Below are 23,722 nucleotides of genomic sequence, written 5' to 3' on the forward strand. Positions count from 1 at the left end.
GCGGAAGCGCTTGATGCTGTCCGCGTCGAGCAACGCCTCGCTGGCGGGCATCAGGGTGAAGCCCGCTGCCTTGCCGGTCGATTTCTGGTCGGCGGGGTCGAAATGGCGCATCGTCTCGATCTCGTCGCCGAAGAAATCGAGCCGGATCGCCTGACGCGCGCCTGCCGGGAACACGTCGACGATCGATCCGCGCACCGCATATTCGCCCGCGTCATGGACCGAATCGCTTCGCTGATAGCCATTGGCCTGGAGCAGTTCGGCGAGCCGGTCGCGCTCGATTGCCACGCCTTCGGCCAGCCGCCGCGTGAACTGGCGGATCCGGAATGGCGTCAGCACCCGCTGGGTCGCGGCATTGATCGTGGTGACCAGCACCTGCGGTGTCTTTACCGGCTGCTGAAGCGCATGGAGCGTTGCCATTCGCTCGGCCATTACCCGCAGCGCTGGGCTGGCGCGGTCATAGGGCAGGCAATCCCACGCCGGGAAGCCTAGCACCTCTACCTCGGGCGCGAACGACGGGATGGTATCGGTCAGCGCGCGCATTGCGGCTTCGTCGGCGGCGATGATCACCAAGCGGCGGCCGCTGCCCGTGCCAAACGCCGCGCGCGCCAGGTCGGTGGCCAGCCACGGCAGAAAGCCGGTCGGGACCGCGGCCAGCGTCAGCGGAGTGGCCGCGTGCAATATCCGGGCGAGGGGTTCGCTCACTTGGCCACCTTGATGAAGTCGAGTTTGCGAAACGCGTCCATCATCGGGCCCTGGAAGCGCTCGGGGACGGGCAGGGTGCCGATCCCCCACGCCATGATGTCGACATCCTGTTCATTGAGCAGGTCGGCGAACCAGGCGGCCTCGGTTTCGCTCCACGCGATGTGGTGCGCGTCAAAGAATCCGCCGATCATCATGTCGGCTTCTCGCGTTCCGCGATGGCTGGCGCGCCATTTCAACGCCCGAAGCTGCTCGTCCATGCTGATCGCTCCACGCGCTAAAAGCCCGCTGGCGCTGATCGCCGCAGGTTCCCTTCCGCCCATGTAGGCAGGCAATCGCTGTCGCGCTAGGGTGCGGGCGATGAGCGAGGAAACCTTCAGCAAGCAAGCCGCGCGCGCCGCCTATGGTTGGGGCCGGATGCGCAACTGGGACGACGCGCTGGCGCTGCTCGCCGAGGCGGCGCGGGCGGGGGAGGCGGGGGCCGAGCGGCAGCTTGCGCTGGTCACCCAGGCGCCGATCGCCGACTTGCTGATCCCGCCGACGCCCGAGCGACTGTCCGACATTTCGCGCATCGGGGTCGCGCGCGGCTTTGCACCGCCGGGGTTCAGTGACTGGCTGATCGACAAGGTCAGCGACCGTTTGGTCGAAGCGGGGGTCAACGATGCCAGCGGGATGGGGGTGCGCACCGCCACCACTGCGGCCTTCGGCCCACAACACCGCGATCTGGTGCTGGCGATCATGCAGATCCGCGCCGGGCGAATGGCGGGGACCCCGATCAATCAGCACGAGCCGCCCAACGTCATCAGTTATCAGCCCGGCCAATCGTTCAGCGCGCATGTCGATTTCATTGATCCGGCCGTGCCGCAATTCCACGACGAGCTCGAGCAGCTCGGGCAGCGAAGCGCGACCATCGTCACCTACCTCAACGATGATTTCGACGGCGCGGAGACTTTTTTCCCCGACGCCGGGGTCAAGTTTCGCGGCGGCACCGGCGATGCGTTGATCTGGGCCAACCTGATGCCCAACGGAACGCCCGATTATCATAGCGGCCATAGCGCGCTGCCGCCGACACGTGGTCGCAAATGGGTGCTGTCGCAATGGATTCGGACCAAGCCCTACCCTTATCCGCCGGAATTGCTGGCCTGAATGCGGCCCGAGATCCTCAATCCCTTATTCGCCGAGGTCGAGGCGTTGCCCGGGGTCGGCCCGGCGGTGGCCAAACAGTTGGCGCGACTCGGGCTGACCCGGGCGGTCGATCTGGCGTTACATTTGCCGACCGGGACGATCGAGCGGGTCGAGGCCAAGGCGGCGAGCGGCGCCTTGCTTGGGCGGATCGTGATCCTGTCGGTCAAGCCGTTCGACCTGCGCGCCGGGTCGGGCCGGGCACCGCTCAGGATCTTCGCCGCCGACAGTGACTCCAACACGATCACGCTGACCTTCTTCAACAACCCTGGCTGGGCCAAGAAACAATTGCCATTGGGCGAGACGCGGGTGGTGGTCGGGCGGCTCGATCAATGGGGCGACGAATGGCAGATCGTCCATCCCGAGGTGCTCAAGCTCGACGAAGCCAGCGGGATCGCGATCCGCGAGCCGGTGTACGGGCTGACCGAGGGGATTTCGAACAAGCGGATGCGCGAGCTGGCGCTGGCCGGGATGGAGCGCGCGCCCGAGCTTGCCGAGTGGGTAGAGCCGTCGCTGCTGGCCCAGCAGCATTGGCCCGCGTGGCGCGCGGCCTTGGCCGAAACGCATTCCGATCCCGAGACAAGAAGTCCGCGCAAACGACTGGCGTATGACGAAATTTTTGCGAACCAGCTCGCCTTGCTTCTGCTTCGCCAGCATAGCCGAAAGCGTCGCACGATCCCTCTTGAAGGAACTGGTCGGCTCAATGATGCGCTCAGATTGCCTTACCAGATGACCGGCGCACAGGCCCGCGTCAGCGAGGAAATTCGCGGCGACATGGCGCAATCCGCGCCCATGCTGCGCCTGCTCCAGGGTGACGTCGGATCGGGCAAGACCCTGGTCGCCGTGCGCGCAATGCTGACCGCGGTCGAAAGCGGGGCGCAGGCGGCATTCCTCGCCCCGACCGAAATCCTGTCGCGCCAGCATTACGCCACCCTGCTCGGCCAGTTGGGCAGCCTCGGTGTCCGCGTCGCGATCCTCACCGGGCGCGAGAAGGGCCGGGCGCGGGAGGCGGTGCTGATGGGGCTGGCTTCGGGCGAGGTCGACATCCTCGTCGGCACCCACGCGATCTTCCAGGAGAAGGTCGCCTACCAGAATCTCGGGCTTGCGGTGATCGATGAGCAGCATCGCTTCGGTGTGTCGCAGCGGCTGTTGCTGTCGTCGAAGGCCGATCGTCCGCCGCACTTGCTGGTGATGACCGCCACTCCGATCCCGCGCACGCTAACCCTGACCCATTTCGGCGAGATGGACGTCAGCCGGCTCGACGAGATGCCCCCGGGGCGCACCCCGGTCGAGACTCGCGTGATCAGCGAGGAGAAATTGCCCGACGTGATCGCCGCGCTTGGGCGCCACATCGACGGCGGCGGGCAAGCCTATTGGGTGTGCCCGTTGGTCGAGGAGACCGAGAAAAGCGACGCGACGGCTGCCGAGGAGCGCGCCGCCGTGCTTCGGTTGCGGTTCGGCGTGGACAAGGTCGGGCTGGTCCATGGGCGGATGAAGGGTCCGGCCAAGGATGTCGTCATGGCGTCATTCGCAAGCGGCGAGCTGGCGGTGCTGGTGGCGACGACGGTGATCGAGGTCGGGGTCGATGTGCCCAATTCGACCTTGATGGTCGTCGAAGGAGCCGAGCGGTTCGGCCTGGCTCAGCTCCACCAATTGCGCGGGCGGGTCGGGCGCGGGGAGGGCAAGAGCATCTGCCTGTTGCTGCGCGGCCAGCAGCTCAGCGAGACGGGCAGGGCACGCCTGGCGTTGATGCGCGAGACGAACGATGGCTTCCGCATTGCCGAGGAAGATCTCAAACTGCGCGGCCCGGGCGAGATATTGGGCCTCAAACAGTCGGGCGAAGAAGGTTTCCGCGTTGCCACGCCCGAGGATGTCGCCGAACTCGCGCCAATGGCCCACGACGATGCCCGATTGCTGCTGGACCGAGATGGCGGGCTGGATGGGGTGAGAGGCCAGGCCGCGCGCCTGTGCTTGTATTTGTTCGAACGCGATTCGGCGGTTGGGTTACTCAGGAGCGGGTAAGTAGCCCGTGCTTCTTTTTTCCGAGGCTGATCTTGGCTGGCGCTTCGACCATCTCCGCCGGATCAGTCACGGCAATCCCGTCGACCTTGACCGCACCTTCGGCAATCTTGCGGCGGGCCTCACCATTCGATGCCGCAAATCCAAGCTCGGTCAGCGCCGCAACGATGCCGATTGCGCCATCGACTTTCAGCACTGGCAAATCATCCCCGCCGCCACCTGAGAATGCATCCCGTGCAGTCGCGGCCGCGCTGACGGCAGCATCTTCGCCATGCAGCATTGCGGTTGCCGCATTGGCCAAAGCGATCTTCGCCTTGTTGATTGCCTGGCCTTCTAATTTACCAAGCTCATCAATGCGTTCCAGCGGCAAGTCGGTAAACAATCTCAGGAACCGAACGACATCGGCATCCGCCGTATTCCGCCAGAATTGCCAATAATCATAGGGCCCCAGCTGGTCGGCGTTGAGCCACACCGCCCCCGCAGCGGTCTTGCCCATCTTCGCGCCGTCCGCCGTGGTCACCAGCGGGGTCGTGACCCCATACAGTTCAGCCCCGTCGACCCGTCGGGCTAGGTCGATGCCGTTGACGATATTGCCCCATTGGTCCGACCCGCCAAGTTGCAACCGGCAGCCGGCGCGGCGCGACAGTTCGAGGAAATCATAGGCTTGCAGGATCATGTAGTTGAATTCGAGGAAGGTCAGCGGCTGCTCGCGGTCGAGCCGAAGCTTAACCGAATCGAAGGTCAGCATCCGGTTGATGGTGAAATGGGGGCCGATGTCGCGCAGGAACGGCACATAATCGAGCGCATCGAGCCAGTCGGCATTGTCGAGCAGGATCGCATCGCTCGGGCCGTCTCCAAACGTCAAAAATCGCTCGAACACGCGGCGGATCGAGGCGATATTGGCCTGGATATCGGCATCGCTAAGCAATTTGCGCGATTCGTCCTTGCCCTAAGGGTCGCCGACCTTGGTCGTCCCGCCGCCCATCAGCACGATTGGCCGATGCCCCGCCTGCTGCAGCCGCCGAAGCATCATGATCTGCACCAGGCTGCCGACGTGAAGCGAGGGTGCGGTGGCGTCGAACCCGATGTAGCCGGTGACCACCTCACGCTGGGCGAGCGCATCAAGCGCCGCAGCGTCGGTCGCCTGATGGATGTAGCCGCGCTCGTCGAGCAAGCGGAGGAGGGAGGATTGGTAAGTCATCGCGTTGCGGGGTAACCGAGAGTGCGCCAACCAACAACGGGGTTCTGATGGAGCTGAACTATCTTCAACTGGAATGTCACCCGGACACTCCGTCGCTCGCAGTATCAGCAGTCGGGGCGGTGTGCTGGTTCGAGGATAAAAGGTGGCGGTTTCGGTATTTAGTCGAGGGTGCACATCAGCTCGTCCTGCTCGATGCGCTTGAAGGCGACCGTGCGGATCAACTGTGGCAAAGCACCTGCTTCGAGGCGTTCATTGCCGGTGACGCGGCCGCCTATCGCGAATATAATTTCGCGCCTTCGGGCCAATGGGCGACTTACGCCTTCGATTCCCCGCGCGAAGGAATGCGCGCTGCTGCCGACGAAGCCAAAGTCTGGCTCGAAGGCGGCGAGACCTGGATTGCGGTCGAAGCCGAAGTGTCCGCCGATCTCTTGCCCGGCTTACCGTTCAACCTTACCGCAGTGATCGAAGAATCTGGCGGTACCAAATCCTATTGGGCGCTCGCCCATCCGTCCGGCCCGCCCAATTTCCACGATCCCTCTTGCTTCATTGCCCGCCTGCCGGAATAGCGCGTCCATGAAATTCGGTATTGAACGCCTGCTCGCTGACCCCGCCTTGCGTGCGCCGCTGGAGGGGAAACGAGTCGCCCTGCTCGCGCATCCGGCCTCGGTCACCGCCGACCTCACGCACAGCCTCGACGCGCTTGCCGCTTGCCCCGGCATCCGCCTCAGCGCCGCCTTCGGGCCGCAGCACGGGCTGAAGGGGGACAAGCAGGACAATATGATGGAGACGCCCGACGAGGTCGATCCGCGGCTCGGAATCCCGGTGTTCAGCCTCTACGGCGAGGTCCGCCGCCCGTCGGGGCAGATGATGAGCACGTTCGATGTCGTTCTGGTCGATTTGCAGGACCTCGGCTGCCGCATCTACACCTTCGTCACCACCTTGCTCTACATGCTCGAAGCCGCGGCCGAGCATGGCAAAGCGGTGTGGGTGCTCGATCGCCCCAACCCCGCCGGCCGCCCAGTCGAGGGGACGTTGCTTCTCCCCGGCTGGGAGAGTTTCGTCGGCGCCGGGCCGATGGTCATGCGCCACGGGCTGACCCTGGGCGAAATGGGCCATTGGTTCATCAAGCACTATAATCTCGACGTCGATTATCGCGTGATCAAGATGGAGGGTTACGACCCGGAGTCCGCACCTGGGTTTGGCTGGCCCACCGACCGCGCGTGGATCAATCCATCGCCCAATGCGCCCAACCTCAGCATGGCGCGGGCTTATGCCGGGACGGTCATGCTAGAGGGTGCGACGCTGAGCGAGGGCAGGGGCACCACCCGTCCACTCGAACTGTTCGGCGCGCCCGACATCGACGCCCGCGCGGTGCTAGGCGAAATGGAGCGGTTCGCACCGCAGTGGCTGGCCGGAACCGCGATCCGCGAAGTGCATTTCGAGCCGACCTTCCACAAACATGCCGGCCAGCTGTGCAACGGCCTGCAATTCCACCCTGAGCTCGGTTTTTATGATCATCACGCCTTCCGTCCGTGGCGGCTCCAGGCGCTGGCGTTCAAGGCAATCCGTAGGATCTATCCAGAATACGATCTGTGGCGTGATTTCCCCTACGAATATGTGTTCGACAAGCTCGCCATCGACGTCATCAACGGCGGCCCGGCGTTGCGCGAGTGGGTCGATGATGCGGACAGCAAGGCGGGGGATCTGGACGCAATCGCCGCGCCGGACGAAGCCGAATGGCTGGAAGGAACCCGCACTTGCCGTCTCTACTGACACGCTGGCTGTTGATCGTCGCACTCTTGGCCTTGCCGAGCGCCGCCTGCGCCGGCCCGGTCGCCGATCGCATCTATCCGGCACCGCAGGTCAAACTGACGCTCGAAGGCCTTCCGACAGGGACCGAGTTGCTGACTGTCCGCTCGTCCGGTGGGATTGAACTGCAAGGCATTTACCGTCCCGCAACCATCAAGGATCGCCCGCTCATTCTACTCCTCCACGGCAATGCCTCTTCGGCCAAGTCGGCGATTGAGTGGCTCGGGCTCCTGGCCGACCAGGGATACGGAGTCTTGGCGGCGGAATATCGCGGCTATAGCGGATTTCGCGGCTCTCCGAGCGAAGCGGGATTGACCGACGACGCCGCCGCTTTTCTGGCCGAGGGGCGGCGCTTGGCGGCGGGACGGCCCATCTGGGTAATCGGGCACAGCATCGGTGGTGCGGTCGCGCTCAGCCTGTCGCGGCGCGAGCGGCTGGATCAATTGGTCACGATCGGCACGTTCACGCGCCTTCGGGACATGGCGCCCAAGCTTACCCGCGCACTGGTTCCCGACGAATATCGCAATGCCGAGGCGGTTGCTGCGCTCGATGAACCTTACGCCCTGATCCACGGTCTGCGCGACGATATTGCCCCGTGGCAGATGGGGCAGGAGCTTCACAAGGTCGCGGTCACGTCCAAGCGACGCGGTGCATCCTACATCCTCAATGTGGCCGGCCATCAGCCCGACGCGGCGCTCATCCTGGCCATCCTCGAGAGCCTGCAAGGTCCCGCACCGCTTCCGACGGCGATCCGCGCCGTTCCATTCGGAGCAGTTGGCAAGTAGTTAACGCTTCCGGCTCAATTCACGCATCGCATCGTCGAGCCCGCCGAGCGTCAGCGGATACATGCGGTCGCTCATCAGGCGCTTGAGGATTCCGGTCGAGGCCGAATGGCCCCAATATTGTTCGGGGGTCGGGTTGAGCCATGCCGCCGCGGGATAGGTCGTGGTCAGGCGGTTGAGCCAGGTCATCCCGGCCTCTGGGTTCATGTGCTCGATCGATCCGCCGGCGTGGGTGATTTCATAGGGGCTCATCGCGCCGTCGCCGACGATGATCACCTTATGATCGTGGCCGAACTTGTGCATGATATCGATCGTCGCGTGGCGCTCAGTAAAGCGGCGGCGATTGTCCTTCCACACGCCTTCATAAATGCAATTGTGGAAGTAAAAATGTTCGAGATGCTTGAACTCGGTCCGCGCCGCCGAGAACAGCTCTTCACACAGTCGGACATGGCCCTCCATCGAGCCGCCGACGTCGAGGAACAGCAACAGTTTGACCGCATTGTGCCGCTCGGGTCGCATGTGAACGTCGAGCCAGCCTTGGCGCGCGGTGCCATCGATGGTGGCGTCCATGTCGAGCTCGTCGGCGGCGCCTTCGCGGGCGAAACGGCGCAGGCGGCGGAGCGCGACCTTGATGTTGCGCGTGCCAAGCTCGCGGCTGTCGTCGAGATCGCGAAATTCGCGCTTCTCCCAGATTTTGATCGCGCGGCCATGATTGCCTTCACCGCCGATCCGGACGCCTTCGGGATTATAGCCGCCATTGCCGAACGGCGAAGTGCCGCCGGTGCCGATCCACTTGTTGCCGCCCTGGTGGCGGCCTTCCTGCTCGGCGAGCCGCTGTTTGAGCGTGTCCATGATCTCGTCCCACGACCCCAATGCCTCGATCTTGGCCATTTCCTCGGGGGACAGATATTGCTCGGCGACCTTGCGCAGCCAGTCTTCGGGGATCGTCTGCGCCGGGTCGCCCAAGTCGGCGAGAATGCCCTTGAACACCTCGCCGAAGATCAGGTCGAAACGGTCGAGCTGGCTCTCGTCATGAACGAACACCGATCGCGCGAGATAATAGAATTGCTCGGGCTCAAGGTTGATCACCTCGGCGTCCATCGCCTCAAGCAGCAGCAGATGCTCCTTCAGGCTGGCGGGGATTCCGCCGCGCCGCAGCGCATCGACGAATGAAATGAACATGGCCGTTCCTTTGCCGCCCGGCGGCGGGGAAGTCGAGGCAGGGCGTGGTTAACCCGACGGTTACACATTGGACGTACATCCATCCCGGACATTTGAACGGGGTTGGGTAGCATGGCGACGTTGGGGATCGAGGAAGTTACCGAAAATGCGATCCGCGCAGTGGCGCGCGATTGCGGTTCGCTGTCGATCGAATGCAGCGATGTCGCGGGCTATGTCGAGCAAGTGGCCGAGAAAATCGGCCTCCACCTCAAGACGCTCGACGGCCTTGAGGAAGTGACCAACCATTTGCTTGCCGACCAGGGGCGGGTGAGCGATTCGACTGACGAAGCGCGCTTGCTGAGCGAGCAGGCCAAGGCCAAGCTCGAAGCCGGGCGTGAGGCGATCGAAGGCACGATCGAAGGGTTCAAGGGACTGACCGACCTGGTTGTCCAACTGGGTGAGCGGATGGCCGGTTTCGCCACCGCGATGAACCAGGTGCAAAGCGTTTCATCGACGATCGAAGTTATTGCCCGCAAGACCAACATGCTGGCATTGAACGCCACGATCGAGGCAGCGCGCGCCGGCGATGCAGGGCGCAGTTTCGCGGTGGTTGCTGCTGAAGTGAAAAAGCTCGCGCATGACACGCGCTCGGCGACGAGCCAGATCGCGCTGACGATTGGCGAACTGACCCGCGAGGCGGGTGCGGTTACGTCCGAAATCAAGACCGGTGTCGAGCGCAGCCGTGCCGCGCAATCGGGCTTTTCCCAGATCAGCGACACGGTTCGCGAAGTCAGCGAGATCGTCGGCATGGTCGATCGCCAGACCGAGGGCATCGCCCATTCGACCAGCATGATCCAAACGAGTGTCGACCGGGTCAAAGCCGGATTGACCGCGTTTGCTGGCGACGCACGCGACAATGGTGGACAATTGATCAAGGCTCAAAAGCGGCTCAGCCACCTCGAAATGCTGTCGAACACGATGCTCAACACTCTCGCCAATTCGGGTGCCGAGATTGATGACACGCCGATGATCCTCAAAGGCCAGCAATTGATGCGCCAGATCCAAGAGCGGATCGAGGCGGGGATCGACGGTGGCGAGATCAGTCTCGAGCAGGTATTCGATCGCAATTATCGCGAGCGTCCAGGATCGAACCCGAAGCAATATGACACCGATTTCTGCGACTTCGCCGACATCAACGTTCAGCCTATGCTGGATTTCATCCGCGACCATGACAATCGCGTGATCGGCACCACGATTGGTGACGTCAACGGCCACTTGCCAACCCACTTGAGCGATCGCTCCCAGCCGCAGGGCAATGATCCAGTGTGGAATGACGCCCATTGCCGCAACCGCCGGATTTTGATCGACGACCAGACCAATTTCGCGCTCAAGAGCGATCATCCGACGCTGATGACCTATTTGATGCAGCGCGGCGACGAGTCGATCGCGGTCAAGAATGTCTATGTGCCGTTGTTCATCAAGGGTCGCCGCTTCGGCAATCTGGAACTCGCTTACCGCGACGATTAAGGTTCGACGACGGGCCGGTTGGCGAGCAAATCGTCGACCACCGCCGGATCGGCCAGTGTCGATGTGTCGCCCAGATTGCTGACATCCCCCTCGGCAATCTTGCGCAGGATTCGCCGCATGATCTTGCCGCTGCGGGTCTTGGGCAAGGCGGGTGCGAACTGGATCACGTCGGGAGTCGCGATCGGGCCGATTTCCTTGCGCACCCATTTGGTCAACTCGCCGTGGAGCGCGGCATCGGCGGCGACGTCGGCATTGACCGTGACGTAGGCGTAAATTCCCTGTCCCTTGATCGCATGCGGCATCCCGACCACCGCCGCCTCGGCGACGAGCGGATGCGATACGAGCGCACTTTCGACTTCGGCGGTTCCCATCCGGTGACCACTGACGTTAATCACATCGTCGATTCGCCCGGTGATCCAATAATAGCCGTCGGCATCGCGGCGGCAGCCATCGCCGGTGAAATATTTGCCCGGAAAATGGGTGAAATAGGTCGCGAAGAAGCGCTTCGGGTCGCCCCACACGCCGCGCATCTGCCCCGGCCAGCTGTCGGCGATCGCCAACGAGCCTTCGCCCGCGCCATCGATCACTTTGCCGTGGCCGTCGAGCAATTCGGGCCGCACCCCGAACAACGGCTTTGTCGCACTCCCCGGTTTGAGCGCGGTGGCGCCGGGCAGGGGGCTGATCATCATCCCGCCAGTCTCTGTTTGCCACCAGGTATCGACGATTGGGCAGCGCCGTTCCCCAACGATGCGATGATACCACTCCCAAGCCTCGGGATTGATCGGCTCGCCGACCGTGCCGAGCAGCCGAAGCGACGCGCGGGAAGTTTTGCTAACCCAATCGTCTCCTTCGCGCATCAGCGCCCGGAGCGCGGTCGGCGCGGTGTAGAATATCTCGACTTGATGCTTGTCGATCACCTGCCAGAAACGCGACGGATCGGGCCAGTTGGGAACGCCTTCGAACATGATCTGGGTCGCGCCATTGGCGAGCGGTGCGTAAACGATATAGCTGTGCCCGGTGACCCAACCCACATCCGCCGCGCACCAATAAATCTGCCCCGGTCGGTAATCGAACACATAGTGGTGGGTCATCGCGGTCCAAACCGCATAGCCGCCGGTCGTGTGGAGCACACCCTTTGGCTGACCCGTCGATCCCGAGGTGTAGAGGATGAACAAGGGATCCTCGGCACCCATCTCCTCCGGCGGGCAGATTTCGGATTGCGCCGCGACTGCCTCGGCCCAGTCAAGATCGCGCCCTTCGACTCGTGCGACCTTGGCCCCCGTGCGCTTCAGCACGATCACTCGAGCGACATCGGGACATTGTTCGAGCGCGGCATCGACATTGACCTTGAGCGGGACCCGCTTGCCACCGCGCAATCCCTCGTCAGCCGTAATCACAATCCGCGAATCGCAATCCTTGAGCCGCCCGGCCAGAGCTTCGGGCGAAAACCCCGCAAAGACTACCGAATGGACCGCGCCGATCCGCGCGCAGGCCAGCATCGCCACCGCCGCTTCCGGAACCATCGGCAGGTAAATTGTCACCCGGTCGCCGCGGTTCACGCCATTGGCCTTCAGCAAATTGGCAAAACGGCAGACGTCGCGGTGAAGTTCGCGGTACGTGATCGTCCGGTGCGGTTCGGCCGGATCATCGGGTTCCCAGACGATCGCCGCGACATGGCCGCGCTCGGCCAAATGCCGGTCGAGACAATTGGCACTGAGATTGAGCGTTCCGTCGGCGAACCAGTTAATCCTGAAATCCGCTTCGGCGAAGCTGGTATCCTTGACGGTCGTGAACGCCCGGATCCAGTCGATCCGCTTCGCCTCATCTCGCCAAAAGCCTTCGGGATCGTCGATCGACCGCCGATACATTGCGCCGTAGCGTTCCGCATCAATCAACGCGTGGGACGCCCAATCGGTCGGCACTGGGTAGGTTTGGGACATCTGCAGCCTCCACTCTGCGCTAACCTAGCCCAAGCGGCGACCACGCACAGCTTATTCGCAGATTCAGGTGAAACCTTTCGACCGAATCCAGCGTATACCGACTGTCCATTCAAGGAGTTTCATCATGCGCGTCCTCTTCATTGCACTTACGACCGCCATGCTCACCACGGCGGCGTGCACCTCGGCCGACGCTGCAGGGTCGAAAGTCGTCCCGCCGCCGGCGATGGACATCCCAGCCCCCGCCGGGCTCCAGACGGCAGTGCTTGCTGGCGGATGTTTCTGGGGCATGGAAGGCGTCTACGAGCATGTGAAGGGCGTCAAGAATGTCGTCTCGGGCTATGCTGGGGGCGCCGCGAGCGATGCAACCTATGACAAGGTCAGCACCGAGCGCACCGGACATGCGGAGGCGGTTCGAATCACCTACGACCCCAAGCAAGTCACTTACGGCACCCTGCTGCAAATCTATTTCTCGGTTGCGCACGACCCGACCCAGCTCAATCGCCAGGGTCCGGACAGCGGCCCCAGCTATCGCTCGGCGATTTTCCCGCAGACACCTGACCAAGTGCGGGTGGCGCACGCCTATCTCAAGCAACTGACTGCCGCCCGCGCCTTCGGCCGGCCGATCGTCACCAAGCTCGAGTCGGGCAAATTTTACGACGCTGAACGCTCGCATCAGGATTTCATGCGACGCAACCCGATGCATCCGTACATTCTTGCCAATGATGTCGGCAAAGTGTCTGCGTTGAGGCGCATGATGCCCAGTCTTTATCGCGGATAGGCCGATTATCGCCCGATCCGTCCCAATGCGGCACGGATCGTAATCATTCTCTCTACTTCCTTACCCTGCAATAAACCGGGTCTTTACGCCCTTGGGTTAGAGACTCCGGTTCAAAGCTTTGACGGCAAGGAAGTGCGGAGCGTGGCAAGTATGGCGAACAATGCGGTGGTCGACGGCGAACGCGCCAACCCGTTCGCGGCGCAAGTGGCGCGTGTGGCGGCAAATGGTACGTCGACCCACGTCCACCTCGCCGCCTTGGTGAGCGCAACTGGTGCTTCGGCCTCGCGTGATTTGTCGGACGCAGTGCACCTGCTGTGCGCCGTGCATGGAAGCCACCCCGGCCTGACCGATTTCGCTCATGCCAATTGTCCAGCTGGCGAGGCCCGCGACTGGCTGCGCGATGCCGCAGACGCTTTCGAACGCGAACGGCTCTATCTCGTTCGACTGACCTCGGCGATCGGTCCGATGCCGTCGACGGCGGGTGCGGTGCAAACCGAAAATGCCTTGCTTGCCCAGCGCCGCGCAATTGAAACGCTGGCCCAGTCCGAGCGGCGCGGATGCGCGCTGGGGGCGGCGACGGCGCTGATCCAGGACTGGCGCAGCTTCCGGCCCTTGCTCGATCATGCGGCCGATCGTTGTGGAGTCGAATGCCCGGCGTTTGTCTTACCCGACGATGACAGCATTGCCGCCGCCATCGCCGCCGGCACTGACGGCGTGGCCAGCGAGCGCGCATTGGCCTTCGGGGCAGAACAACTCCTGCTCCAGCATCGCGGGCTGCTCGACTTGATGGAAGCCCGCGCAGGGGCTCGAGTCGACTAAGCTTGCCCCCGCCCGCCACGCCGTTTAGGCGACGGCGATGCGCTTCGAAGGCACCACTAATTATATCGCAACCAACGACCTCAAGGTCGCGGTCAACGCGGCGGTCACGCTCCGCCGCCCGCTGCTAATCAAGGGCGAGCCGGGCACGGGCAAGACGGTCCTGGCGCACGAAATCGCCGCCGCCATCGGCGCGCCGTTGATCGAGTGGCACATCAAGTCGACCACCCGCGCGCATCAAGGCCTGTATGAATATGATGCTGTCGCCCGGCTTCGCGACGGCCAGCTCGGCGACGAGCGGGTGCACGACATCTCAAACTATATCAGGCGCGGCAAATTGTGGGAGGCATTCACCTCGCCCAAGCTGCCGGTGCTGCTGATCGACGAAATCGACAAGGCCGACATCGAATTCCCCAACGACCTGCTGCAAGAGCTCGATCGGATGGAATTCCACGTTTACGAGACCGGCGAGACGGTCAAGGCGGTCGATCGGCCGGTGGTGGTGATCACGTCAAACAACGAGAAGGAATTGCCTGACGCCTTTCTGCGGCGTTGTTTCTTCCACTACATCTCCTTTCCCGACCGGGGGACGATGGAGGCGATCGTCGATGTGCATTTCCCCGGCATCCAGAAAATCCTCGTTAGCCGCGCACTCGACCTGTTCTATGACGTTCGCGACGTTCCTGGCCTGAAGAAAAAGCCATCGACCAGCGAATTGCTCGACTGGCTCAAGCTGTTGCTGCACGAGGATATGCCGCTCGAAGTCCTCCAGAATCGTGATCCGACTAAGGCCATTCCGCCGCTTCACGGCGCGCTCCTCAAGAATGAGCAGGATGTGATGCTGTTCGAGAAACTGGCCTTCATGGCGCGCCGCAACGGTTAGCGCGATGCAGCGATCGGGGCGTCATTTCTGGCTCGCCATCAACGCGCGCCATACTCGGCGAACGGGTTGTGGAGTTTGGAATCGTTCCTGCTATTGCCGCCCCGTGCTGCCGAACGATGCTTCCCTTTTCCTGACGATCATCCGGGCCGCCTTCAGCGGTTCGTTGGTCGGGGAAAATCGCCGATGATCGCCGAGGCGGGCCTTGCTGCCTTGTGGTTGGCGGGTGCCTTGGCCGCGATGCAATTGTTGCTTGCGGTAATCGGTATTCGACGGGGGCAGGGCGAGGTGCTGGCGGCGGTGCGCCCGGTGGCAATTGTCCAGGCGGGGCTTGCGGCGCTGGCCATGGCGCTGTTGATCCTGTTGTTCCTTCGATCCGACATGAGCGTATCGCTGGTCGCCGAAAACAGCCATTCGTCGAAGCCTTGGCTGTACAAGTTCGCCGGAGCGTGGGGCAATCACGAAGGCTCGATGCTGCTGTGGGTGACGGTGCTCGGGCTGGCGGGGGCGGCGGTGGCGTTGTTCGAACGGCGATTGCCGCGCAACACGTTGGTCGCGACTCTGGGCGCGCAGGCGGCAATTGCACTTGGCTTTTACGCGTTCCTGTTATTCTCGTCGAACCCGTTCGCCCGACTGACGCAGGCACCGGCCGACGGGCGCGGGCTTAATCCGCTGCTGCAGGACCCGGGTCTGGCGTTCCACCCGCCGACCTTATATTTTGGCTATGTCGGCATTTCGATTGCTTTTTCATTCGCGGTCGGAGCGATGGTCACGCGCGATGTCGGCCCGGCTTTTGCGCGGGCGATGCGACCATGGGTGCTGGCGGCTTGGATTTTCCTCACACTTGGGATCACGGCGGGCAGTTACTGGGCTTATTACGAGCTTGGCTGGGGCGGCTGGTGGTTCTGGGACCCGGTCGAAAATGCGTCGCTGATGCCGTGGCTGGCGGCGACCGCCTTGCTGCATTCGGTGACCGTACTCGCGACCCGCGACGGCTTGCGGGCGTGGACCATCATGTTGGCAGTGGTGGCGTTCAGCATGTCGATGCTTGGGACATTCCTGGTACGGTCGGGGATTTTGACCAGTGTTCACGCGTTTGCGGTCGATCCGTCACGCGGCAGCTTCATCCTCGCGCTGCTGGTGATTTATATCGGCGGGGCGCTGGCCCTGTTCGCGCTTCGGGTCGGGACGATCCGCGAGGGATCGACGTTCGAACTGGTCAGCCGCGAAGGCGCGTTGGTGCTCAACAATCTGCTGCTGACGGTGATCTTGGGGATTGTGCTGATCGGGACATTATATCCGATCGTCGCGTCGGCGTTCGGGGTCCAATTGTCGGTCGGCCCGCCATTTTTCGATAAGACTGCAGGGCCGATCACGCTCGTGCTGGTCGCGCTGATGGCGATCGGGCCGATGCTTCGCTGGCGGCGGGACAAGGTGCGCGCGGTGCTCACCCGGGCGCGCTTTCCGGTGGCAGTGCTGGTTGTCGCGCTGGTCGCGATGGTGCTGCTGGCCCCGGGGATGGGGATTTTGCCGTTGCTCGGGCTGGTCGTCGCAGCGGGCGTTGCGGTTGGAAGCCTCGCCCCCTTGTGGGGACGAGACCTGAAGCGGACTCCATTATTCACCTATGGCATGGTGGTGGCACATTTCGGGATTGCGACGAGTCTTGCCGGGATGGCGTGCGACAGCGCCTTTACCAAGGAGACATTGGCCGCGGCGAGAATTGGCGAGCCGCATCGGGTCGGCCCCTACCAAGTCACCCTCGCCAGTGTCTCGCCAGCGATCGGTGCCAATTGGTCAGCGCTCGAAGCCGAGCTTCAGGTGCAGCGCGGCCCAAGCTCGGCGTTCATCCTGCGCCCGCAATCGCGTTATTTCGCCAATCCGGTGATGGTCACCAATGAATCGGCGATCGCCACCCGACTTGGCGGCCAGTTGTATACCGTGCTCGGGACGCAGGATGCGCAGGGACGGTGGACGCTTCGCTTATGGTGGAAGCCGTTCGTGACCCTGATCTGGCTGGGCGGGGTGTTGATCGCCTTTGGCGGCCTGCTGTCGTTGGTCGGGCGGATGCGGCGCGAACGGCGCGTCGCACCAATGACTGAAGCGACAACATGAAGCGGGCCTTGCTGTGGTTGCCGTTCCTGGCCTTTGCGGGCTTGATCGCGGTGGTGGCGAGCGGTTTGTACCAACCGGCAGATCGAACGGTTCGATCGGCGATGGTTGGTCAATTGCTGCCCGAATTCGCACTGCCGGGACTGGTCGCAGGCAAGGCGGGGCTGAGCAATAAGGATTTTGGCAACGGCGAGCCGCGGCTGCTCAATGTATTCGCTAGCTGGTGTGCGCCATGCATCGCCGAAGCGCCGATCTTGCTTGAGCTCAAGGCGGCGGGGGTCAACATCGACGGGATTGCGGTGCGCGACACCGCGCCGGACATGGCACAATTCCTAGCCCGCAATGGCGACGCTTATGAGCGGATCGGCAGCGACCCGGAATCGAAGGTGCAATTATCGCTGGGTTCGTCGGGCGTTCCTGAAAGCTTCGTTATTGACAGCACGGGCAAGATCATGTTGCAGCATGTCGGCGACATCAAAGCCGGTGATGTGGCGGGGATCCTTGCGGCGGTGAGGGCGGCGCGATGAAGGCGCTGCTGTTCGCCATTCTGATCGCCATGTCGGGCGCGGCTTGGGCCGATTCAAAGCTGCCGCCAGCGAAATATGCCAATGTCCAGCTTGCCGATCCGAACCAGGAAGTGGCGGCGCAGCAATTGATGATTACGCTCCGCTGCCTAGTTTGCCAGGGCCAGTCGATTGCCGACAGCGACGCCGAAATGGCGGGCGATATGCGCGCTTTGGTGCGACAGCGGATCGAGGCAGGCGAATCGCCTGGAGCGGTACGGCAATGGCTGATCGAACGTTATGGCGATTACGTCACTTATGACCCGCCGTTTGGCGTGACCACGGCGGCATTGTGGCTGGCGCCGATTGCGTTGTTGTTGATCGGCGGACTGATCGCGGCGCGCAGTTTCAAGCGGAAGAGACGCTGATGGGATGGCTGTGGCTGGCACTGATCGCAGGCGCGGCGTTCCTGGCGATGCGTTGGCTTGGCGTATCGCGCAAATTGGCGACGCTAAGCAGCGCGGCGCTGTTGCTGGGCGGGGCGGGCTATGCGTGGCAGCAGCATGCGAATCTGCCAGGCCATGTTGTTACCGCCAATGCCGCGACGATCGAGGTTGATCCGGGTTTGGTCGCGTTTAGATCGGCCATCATGCCAGGCAATGAGCAACTTCTTAGCGCCGCCGATGACCGGCTGCGCGCTGGCGATCCGAGCGGCGCGTCGCAGATATTGATCGACGCGCTTGCCAAGCGCCCTGAGGACGCCGGGTTGTGGGCAGGGCTTGGCAGTACGATCGCGGCGCATGACGGGGGGCAAGTTTCGCCAGCGTCGCTGTTCGCGTTTCGCAAGGCATTGGCACTCGCGCCCGAGGCACCAGGGCCGCCGTTCATGCTCGGGCTGGCACAGATACAGGCGGGACAATTGCCCGAAGCGAAGATTTCGTGGTTGCGCGCGCTGACGCTTGCACCGCGCGACGCGCCCTATCGCTTCGCGATTGCCGAGCGGCTGGTCGTTATCGACCAGTTTATCGCCATGCGGGCAAGCAAAGCGGCCCAGCAACGCCAACGCTAGAGCAAGGTTGACCCCGCGAGCGACCTCGCTATAGCGCCCCGCACACCAAGAGCGGATCGGTAGCTCAGTTGGTAGAGCGTTCGACTCTTAATCGAATGGTCCTCGGTTCGAGCCCGAGCCGATCCACCATTTTTCCTGATTTATTACCCTAGGAAGTAGTCAGTTGGGCGCTGAGCCTAACTGAGCCGCGATTGGGTCCGCTGCTGGCGTTCCAGGCTCATCAAGATGCCGATACAAATCATGACCGTCATCACCGCCGACCCGCCAAAGCTGACCAGCGGCAGCGGCACCCCGACGACCGGTGCAAGGCCCATCACCATCAGCAGATTTATCGACACGTAGAAAAAGATCGTTCCCGAAAGGCCAGCCGCGGTAAGCTGCCCGAACCGCGTCGGGGCACCGCGACTGACCTTCATACCCCAGCGGATGACGAGCCCGAAGGCGACAATCAGCAACACGCCGCCGACCATGCCCCATTCCTCGACCAGGCTGGCAAAGACGAAATCGGTATGGCCTTCGGGAAGGTAATTGAGGTGACTCTGGCTGCCATTGAGGAATCCCTTGCCGAATATTCCCCCCGATCCGATCGCGATCTTCGACTGGCTGATGTGGTAGCCCGCACCGAGGGGGTCATTTTCCGGATCGAGGAAGATCAGCACCCGCCGGCGCTGGTAATCGTGCATCATGGAGAACACGATCGGCATTGCCGCAGCCAACGCGATCCCCGATCCCAGGAAATACCAGATCGGAAGCCCAGCGATGAACATGACCGTGATTCCACAAAAGACCACCATCAGGCAGGTGCCAAGGTCAGGCTGGACGAGGATCAGGCCGGCCGGAACACCAAGCAGCAGTAGCGCAGGCCAAACAGCACGCCATTTGCGGATCTCGCCGGCCGGTAGAAGTTCGTAGAATCTGGCTAGCGTCAGGACGATAGCGGGCTTCATAAATTCAGACGGCTGCAGGCGGATAAACCCAAGATCGAGCCAGCGTTGTGCGCCTTTTTTTACCAGGCCCAGTGCCTCGACCCCGAACAGCATCACGACAATGACACCGTAAACCGGGAAGGTGAGCGCCTTCATGGTCGATTCCTTGATTGTGGAAATCACCACCGCCAGCAACAGGAAGAAGAACACGACTAGCGCCTGCTTATTGGCCCAAGGGGCGAAATTGCCGCCTGCTGCCGAATAGAGGACGATCAATCCAAACCCGGAAATGCCGCTAATCATGAAAATCAGCCGCCACGGCAGGCGGGCCAGCGGCTGGGGGAGGATGGCCGAACTGATCATGCGCTGACCGTTGCCGCAGCAGCCACCGCGCTGGCGCGGCGGGCATTGCGCTCGAGCAAGGTGCCGCCCCAGCCAGCCTCAAGCTCGGCGAGGCGTCTCAATGCTGCCTCGCGGTCAAACAAATAAGTTAGCACATCTTTCGCCACTGGCGCTGCGGCACGCGCCCCGCCGAGGCCATGTTCGATCACTACGGCCCCGGCATAGCGCGGGTTGGAAGTCGGGGCGAAGAACACGAACAGTCCGTGATCGCGATATTTCCAGTCGCCCGACTGCCCGCGCTGCGCACCGGCGATCTTGCGCACTTGCGCGGTGCCGGTCTTGCCGCCCATCTCGATCCCGGGAATGGTGAGCTTGCTGGCTCCGGCGGTGCCGTCGCCATTGACCACCTGCCACATCCCGCCGCGGACGATTTCGAGATGTTTGGGGTCGAGCCCAATCAGCGGTGCCGGCTTGCTGTGCGCACCGATCAGGGTCGGCTGTATGTCGCGGCCCGAGGCGATCCGCGCGGCCATCACGGCCAGTTGGAGCGGATTGACGATCAAATAGCCTTGGCCGATCGATGCATTCAGCGTGTCGGACGCGGTCCAGTCTGGACGTTCGACGATGCGCCGTTTGTCATTCCACTTGCGCAGCTTCCACGCGCTGTCGGGAACGGTGCCAAAGCTCTGGCTCACCACCGGCAAATCGAACTTCTGGCCGAGCCCGAGGCGCTTGGCCATGGGCGCGATCTGATCATAGCCGATCTTGTGGCCCATCGAGTAGAAATAGGTGTTGCAGCTTTTGGCGATGGCGCGGCGCATGTTGACCGTGCCGTGACGGCCAAGGCAGCGGAAGAAGCGGTTGCCGAGATTGTAGCCGCCGCTGCAGAAAACCGTCGCATCGGGGTCAATCCCGGCTTTCAGAATAGCCAGCGCGCCCATCGGCTTGATGGTCGAGCCGGGCGGGTAAAGCGCGTTCAAATTCTTGTTGAGTAATGGCCGTCGCGGATCTTCCGACAACATTTTCCACTCGGTGCGGCCGATCCCGTCGGAGAAACTGTTGGGATCGTATGCGGGCATCGAGGCCATGCACAATATATCGCCAGTCAGGCAGTCGATGACGATGCAGCTACCCGATTCCTCGCCCAGCCGGCGAGCAGCATATTCCTGCAGACCGGCGTCGATCGCGAGCTGTGTGGTGTGCCCCGAACGATCGGGCTTGGGGGTCAATTCGCGCACCAATTTGCCGCGTGCGGTCAGCTCGACGCGTTGTCCGCCGGGTGTTCCGCGTAATGTTCTTTCAAGTGTTTTTTCAAGTCCTTCCTTACCGATCTTGAAACCGGGTGTGATCAACAACGGATTCTTTTCGGCTTCATATTCCTTGGCCGACGCAGTGCCCACATAGCCAATCAAATGGCCAACCGCCGGACCGGCCGGATAGAAACGAGAGAAGCCGCGCTGGGGCTGGACGCCGGGCAATTCGGGCAGGCGGACGGTGACCGCGGCATAGCGCTCATAGGGAACATTCTCGGCGACCTGGACCGGCTGGTAACCTTTGGCGACCTTGAGTTCACGAATAATCCGATCAACCTCGTCGACGCTTAGCGCCAGCAATTGGGCGAGCAAGCGCAACGTCGCTTCCGGCTGTTCGAGCTGGTCGGGGATGATGTCGATGCGAAAATCCGAGCGGTTGATCGCGATCGGCTTATTGTGGCGATCGACCAACCAGCCGCGCCGTGGCGGGACCACAATCAACTGGACGCGATTGCTCTCGCTAAGCAACTTGTAATGCTCGTTCTGGGCGACCGCGAGATAGCCGAGCCGTCCGACGAGAAGGGCACCGATCGCGCCCTGCGCGCCGCTGACCAGCAGCATCCGTCGCGAGAAAGCGAGACCCTGATGCGCCCCGGTATAGCGCTTCTTACCGCGACCGAGAATGCTCATCGCCCCCACCGCCAGCGATCGGCGCGGGAGACGATCAGTGCTGCGAGCGGGAACGCCAGCACACTAAAAGCGATCGCCGGGAGAATGCGGACAAAGGCGACCGGCGCTCCGGCGAGGCCCGCGACCGACCAGTCGGCCCAGCGATCAACGGTGATTAAGATGGTCGCAAGGGCCCATTCAACCCAATAATCGCGCCACTGGGTCCGCTGATCGACCAATTCCATCGCCAGCATGACCGCCGTCCACAGCGAAACTGACAGCCCGATTGGGGCGCCGGTGAGCAGATCGTTGACGAGCCCCATCGGTGCGGCCCACCAGATCGGCCACGGGTCGGCGCGTAGCAATCGCCACGCGATCAGCATCAGGAAACCGGCGTTGGGCCACCAGCCGGTGACGGACACAATGGGCAAGGCTGAAAGCGCTGATCCGGCCAAGACGGTTACAACAGGGATGAAGCTTGCACCGCTGACCGGCCCGGCATTGAGCCTGGCTCCTGTTTTATTGGTCAGGGCAGAGCGGACCATGATTAGCGTTCCCCTGGCGGAGGGGCAGTTGCAGCAACGATTGCGGCTGGCTCGAACACCCGCTCGACGATGGCAAAGCTCGACTTGCTGGGATCGGCCAGCGGGAGGCCGAGCGCTCCATCGTCATCGAGGCGAATGATTCGGGCGATGGGCACGAGGGGGGGATACAGCCCGCCAGTCCCCGAGGTAACGATGATGTCGCCGCGCTTGAACGGATTGCGGCCGACTTCCAGTGGACGGATATCGACCGTGCCATCGCCGCGACCGGTCGAGATGACCGGGATACCGCCGCGCAGGGTGCGGGCGGGGACAATGTTTGATCGGTCGCTGACTAGCAGCACGCGGCTTGCCGAGGATCCGGCTTCGATCACCCGGCCGACTAGCCCGTCGGGGGTGCGCACGGGCATGCCGATGTCCACTCCGTCGGTTCGCCCAACCGACAGGATGGCAAAGCGGCGGGTACTTTCGAAACTCGATCCGACGATTCGGCCCGCTGCAATTGCGGCTTCGCTTTGTTCGCGAAGACCGAGCGCGGCCTTGAGCTGGCTATTTTCCAGCATAACCGCCTTGGCGCGTATGATCTGGCGGCGAAGCTCGATGCGTTCGCGCTTGAGCCCGGCATTCTGCGCGGCGGCGTTCCAATAGTCGCCCGCGCCTCCGACCACGCCGGTGACCGTGGTCGCAACCTCGGACAAGGCGCTGCTGACGGGGGCGGTAATGTCGAGCGCTGCGCCGCGAACCCTTGCATAGGCCGACGGTGCTACCAGCGAGATAACGAGCATGATTAGCCCGACGATTAGCCCGGCAATGGCCGCGACCAGCCCGAAGAACAGGCTATATTGCGCTTTCCTCGACCAGCCCGGACGTGGCCCCGTCGGCCCGGCCACGACCCCGATACCCTAGGCGGTCTGCAGGACGCCGCGGAACTGCTCTTCCTCGAGCGCCCGTCCGGTGCCCAGCGCGACGCAGGTCAGCGGGTCATCGGCGACCGTTACCGGCAGACCGGTTTCGTCGCGAAGCACTTCATCGAGCCCCTGCAGCAACGCTCCGCCACCAGTGAGCACAATTCCCTGATCGCAAATGTCGGCGGCCAGCTCGGGCGCGGTATTTTCGAGCGCGATGCGGACGCCCTCGACGATCGTCCCGACCGGTTCCGACAGAGCCTCGGCGATCTGGCCCTGGTTGATGGTGATTTCCTTGGGAACGCCATTGACCAAGTCGCGACCCTTGATGTGGACCATCTCGCCGATGCCGTCGACCGGCGGCTTGGCAATGCCGACTTCCTTCTTGATCCGCTCGGCCGTGGCTTCGCCGATCAGCAAATTGTGGTTGCGGCGGACGTAGGAGGAGATGGCTTCGTCCATCTTGTCCCCACCGACGCGGACCGACGTAGTGTAGGCAAGGCCGCGCAGCGACAGCACCGCCACCTCGGTCGTTCCGCCACCGATATCGACCACCATCGAGCCCGAAGGTTCATCGATCGGCAGGCCGGCGCCGATGGCGGCGGCCATG

The 23,722-nt window shown here is 62.9% G+C and carries 21 protein-coding genes, 1 tRNA gene and 2 pseudogenes; 14 read left to right on the forward strand and 10 right to left on the reverse strand.

The genetic code is table 11. The features are described from left to right. Both RMN73_RS00005 and RMN73_RS00010 read right to left on the reverse strand, forming a co-directional pair. Positions 1 to 702 (reverse strand): annotated as a pseudogene (locus RMN73_RS00005) (transcription-repair coupling factor); the annotation flags it as partial. Continuing rightward, positions 699 to 959, reverse strand: coding sequence for a succinate dehydrogenase assembly factor 2 (locus RMN73_RS00010; protein ID WP_405051494.1), 261 nt, complete (start codon positions 957 to 959; stop codon positions 699 to 701). The gene RMN73_RS00010 and the pseudogene RMN73_RS00005, both read right to left, overlap by 4 nt. A gap of 100 nt (positions 960 to 1,059) precedes the next feature. Between RMN73_RS00010 and RMN73_RS00015 the strand changes: the two genes are divergently transcribed. Continuing rightward, a complete protein-coding gene (locus RMN73_RS00015; protein ID WP_309601267.1) occupies positions 1,060 to 1,845 on the forward strand; it encodes a 2OG-Fe(II) oxygenase in 786 nt (261 codons plus the stop codon). Next, on the forward strand, positions 1,846 to 3,903 hold the full coding sequence (recG, locus tag RMN73_RS00020) for an ATP-dependent DNA helicase RecG (RefSeq protein WP_309601268.1): 2,058 nt from the start codon (positions 1,846 to 1,848) through the stop codon (positions 3,901 to 3,903). On the opposite strand, the pseudogene tyrS reads toward recG, so the two are convergent. After that, positions 3,890 to 5,101 (reverse strand): annotated as a pseudogene (tyrS, locus tag RMN73_RS00025) (tyrosine--tRNA ligase). The gene recG and the pseudogene tyrS sit on opposite strands and share 14 nt — an antisense overlap. A gap of 47 nt (positions 5,102 to 5,148) precedes the next feature. Here tyrS and RMN73_RS00030 point away from each other — a divergent pair. Genes RMN73_RS00030 through RMN73_RS00040 form a run of 3 tightly spaced genes read left to right on the forward strand, consistent with a single transcriptional unit; the run spans position 5,149 to position 7,695 of the window. Then, positions 5,149 to 5,667, forward strand: a complete 519-nt coding sequence (locus RMN73_RS00030; RefSeq protein WP_309601269.1) for a DOMON-like domain-containing protein — start codon at positions 5,149 to 5,151, stop codon at positions 5,665 to 5,667. A 7-nt stretch (positions 5,668 to 5,674) separates the two neighbouring features. Continuing rightward, on the forward strand, positions 5,675 to 6,874 hold the full coding sequence (locus RMN73_RS00035; RefSeq protein ID WP_309601270.1) for a DUF1343 domain-containing protein: 1,200 nt from the start codon (positions 5,675 to 5,677) through the stop codon (positions 6,872 to 6,874). Further along, the gene (locus RMN73_RS00040) at positions 6,859 to 7,695 is read left to right on the forward strand and encodes an alpha/beta hydrolase (RefSeq protein ID WP_309601271.1); all 837 of its coding nucleotides are present in this window, start codon (positions 6,859 to 6,861) and stop codon (positions 7,693 to 7,695) included. Before RMN73_RS00035 ends, RMN73_RS00040 begins: the two co-directional genes overlap by 16 nt. On the opposite strand, the gene RMN73_RS00045 is transcribed toward RMN73_RS00040, so the two are convergent. After that, positions 7,696 to 8,874, reverse strand: a complete 1,179-nt coding sequence (locus RMN73_RS00045) for a VWA domain-containing protein (protein WP_309601272.1) — start codon at positions 8,872 to 8,874, stop codon at positions 7,696 to 7,698. Between the two features lie 111 nt (positions 8,875 to 8,985). Between RMN73_RS00045 and RMN73_RS00050 the strand changes: the two genes are divergently transcribed. Continuing rightward, positions 8,986 to 10,380 carry a methyl-accepting chemotaxis protein gene (locus tag RMN73_RS00050; protein WP_309601273.1) on the forward strand — a complete coding sequence of 465 codons (1,395 nt, stop codon included), beginning with the start codon at positions 8,986 to 8,988 and terminating at the stop codon, positions 10,378 to 10,380. Here RMN73_RS00050 and acs read toward each other — a convergent pair. Beyond that, positions 10,377 to 12,320: an acetate--CoA ligase gene (gene acs, locus RMN73_RS00055; protein WP_309601274.1), complete on the reverse strand. Its 1,944-nt coding sequence runs from the start codon at positions 12,318 to 12,320 to the stop codon at positions 10,377 to 10,379. The genes RMN73_RS00050 and acs overlap by 4 nt on opposite strands. Positions 12,321 to 12,444: 124 nt before the next feature. Here acs and msrA point away from each other — a divergent pair, with 124 nt between their 5' ends. The 8 genes from msrA (at position 12,445) to RMN73_RS00095 (ending at position 18,604) form a co-directional block, all read left to right on the forward strand. Then, complete coding sequence (gene msrA, locus RMN73_RS00060; protein ID WP_405051495.1) at positions 12,445 to 13,098, forward strand: peptide-methionine (S)-S-oxide reductase MsrA; 654 nt, start codon at positions 12,445 to 12,447, stop codon at positions 13,096 to 13,098. Between the two features lie 150 nt (positions 13,099 to 13,248). Next, positions 13,249 to 13,917 carry a DUF6975 family protein gene (locus tag RMN73_RS00065; protein WP_309601287.1) on the forward strand — a complete coding sequence of 223 codons (669 nt, stop codon included), beginning with the start codon at positions 13,249 to 13,251 and terminating at the stop codon, positions 13,915 to 13,917. A 37-nt stretch (positions 13,918 to 13,954) separates the two neighbouring features. Further along, on the forward strand, positions 13,955 to 14,797 hold the full coding sequence (locus RMN73_RS00070; protein WP_309601275.1) for a MoxR family ATPase: 843 nt from the start codon (positions 13,955 to 13,957) through the stop codon (positions 14,795 to 14,797). A 183-nt stretch (positions 14,798 to 14,980) separates the two neighbouring features. Beyond that, positions 14,981 to 16,906: a heme lyase CcmF/NrfE family subunit gene (locus RMN73_RS00075; RefSeq protein WP_309601276.1), complete on the forward strand. Its 1,926-nt coding sequence runs from the start codon at positions 14,981 to 14,983 to the stop codon at positions 16,904 to 16,906. Beyond that, positions 16,903 to 17,430, forward strand: a complete 528-nt coding sequence (locus tag RMN73_RS00080) for a redoxin family protein (protein ID WP_309601277.1) — start codon at positions 16,903 to 16,905, stop codon at positions 17,428 to 17,430. The genes RMN73_RS00075 and RMN73_RS00080 overlap by 4 nt, the downstream gene beginning before the upstream one ends. After that, positions 17,427 to 17,834 carry a cytochrome c-type biogenesis protein gene (locus tag RMN73_RS00085; RefSeq protein ID WP_309601278.1) on the forward strand — a complete coding sequence of 136 codons (408 nt, stop codon included), beginning with the start codon at positions 17,427 to 17,429 and terminating at the stop codon, positions 17,832 to 17,834. Before RMN73_RS00080 ends, RMN73_RS00085 begins: the two co-directional genes overlap by 4 nt. Beyond that, the gene (locus RMN73_RS00090) at positions 17,834 to 18,475 is read left to right on the forward strand and encodes a cytochrome C biosynthesis protein (protein ID WP_309601279.1); all 642 of its coding nucleotides are present in this window, start codon (positions 17,834 to 17,836) and stop codon (positions 18,473 to 18,475) included. Before RMN73_RS00085 ends, RMN73_RS00090 begins: the two co-directional genes overlap by 1 nt. A gap of 53 nt (positions 18,476 to 18,528) precedes the next feature. After that, positions 18,529 to 18,604 (forward strand) — tRNA-Lys (locus RMN73_RS00095). A 47-nt stretch (positions 18,605 to 18,651) separates the two neighbouring features. Here RMN73_RS00095 and rodA read toward each other — a convergent pair. The 5 genes from rodA to RMN73_RS00120 form a co-directional block, all read right to left on the reverse strand. Then, the gene (gene rodA, locus RMN73_RS00100) at positions 18,652 to 19,764 is read right to left on the reverse strand and encodes a rod shape-determining protein RodA (RefSeq protein ID WP_309601280.1); all 1,113 of its coding nucleotides are present in this window, start codon (positions 19,762 to 19,764) and stop codon (positions 18,652 to 18,654) included. Beyond that, positions 19,761 to 21,686 (reverse strand): penicillin-binding protein 2, encoded by a 1,926-nt coding sequence (mrdA, locus tag RMN73_RS00105; protein WP_309601281.1) that lies wholly within the window; start codon positions 21,684 to 21,686, stop codon positions 19,761 to 19,763. The genes rodA and mrdA overlap by 4 nt, the downstream gene beginning before the upstream one ends. Continuing rightward, positions 21,683 to 22,096, reverse strand: coding sequence for a rod shape-determining protein MreD (locus tag RMN73_RS00110; protein ID WP_309601282.1), 414 nt, complete (start codon positions 22,094 to 22,096; stop codon positions 21,683 to 21,685). Before RMN73_RS00110 ends, mrdA begins: the two co-directional genes overlap by 4 nt. 116 nt (positions 22,097 to 22,212) lie before the next feature. After that, the gene (gene mreC / locus RMN73_RS00115) at positions 22,213 to 23,097 is read right to left on the reverse strand and encodes a rod shape-determining protein MreC (RefSeq protein WP_309601283.1); all 885 of its coding nucleotides are present in this window, start codon (positions 23,095 to 23,097) and stop codon (positions 22,213 to 22,215) included. Positions 23,098 to 23,109: 12 nt separating this feature from the next. After that, positions 23,110 to 23,722, reverse strand: a 613-nt coding sequence (locus RMN73_RS00120) for a rod shape-determining protein (protein WP_309601284.1), incomplete at its 5' end; no start/stop codon positions are given.

The sequence above is a fragment of the Sphingomonas sp. genome (genome assembly GCF_031372575.1).
Classification (GTDB): Bacteria; Pseudomonadota; Alphaproteobacteria; order Sphingomonadales; family Sphingomonadaceae; genus Sphingomicrobium.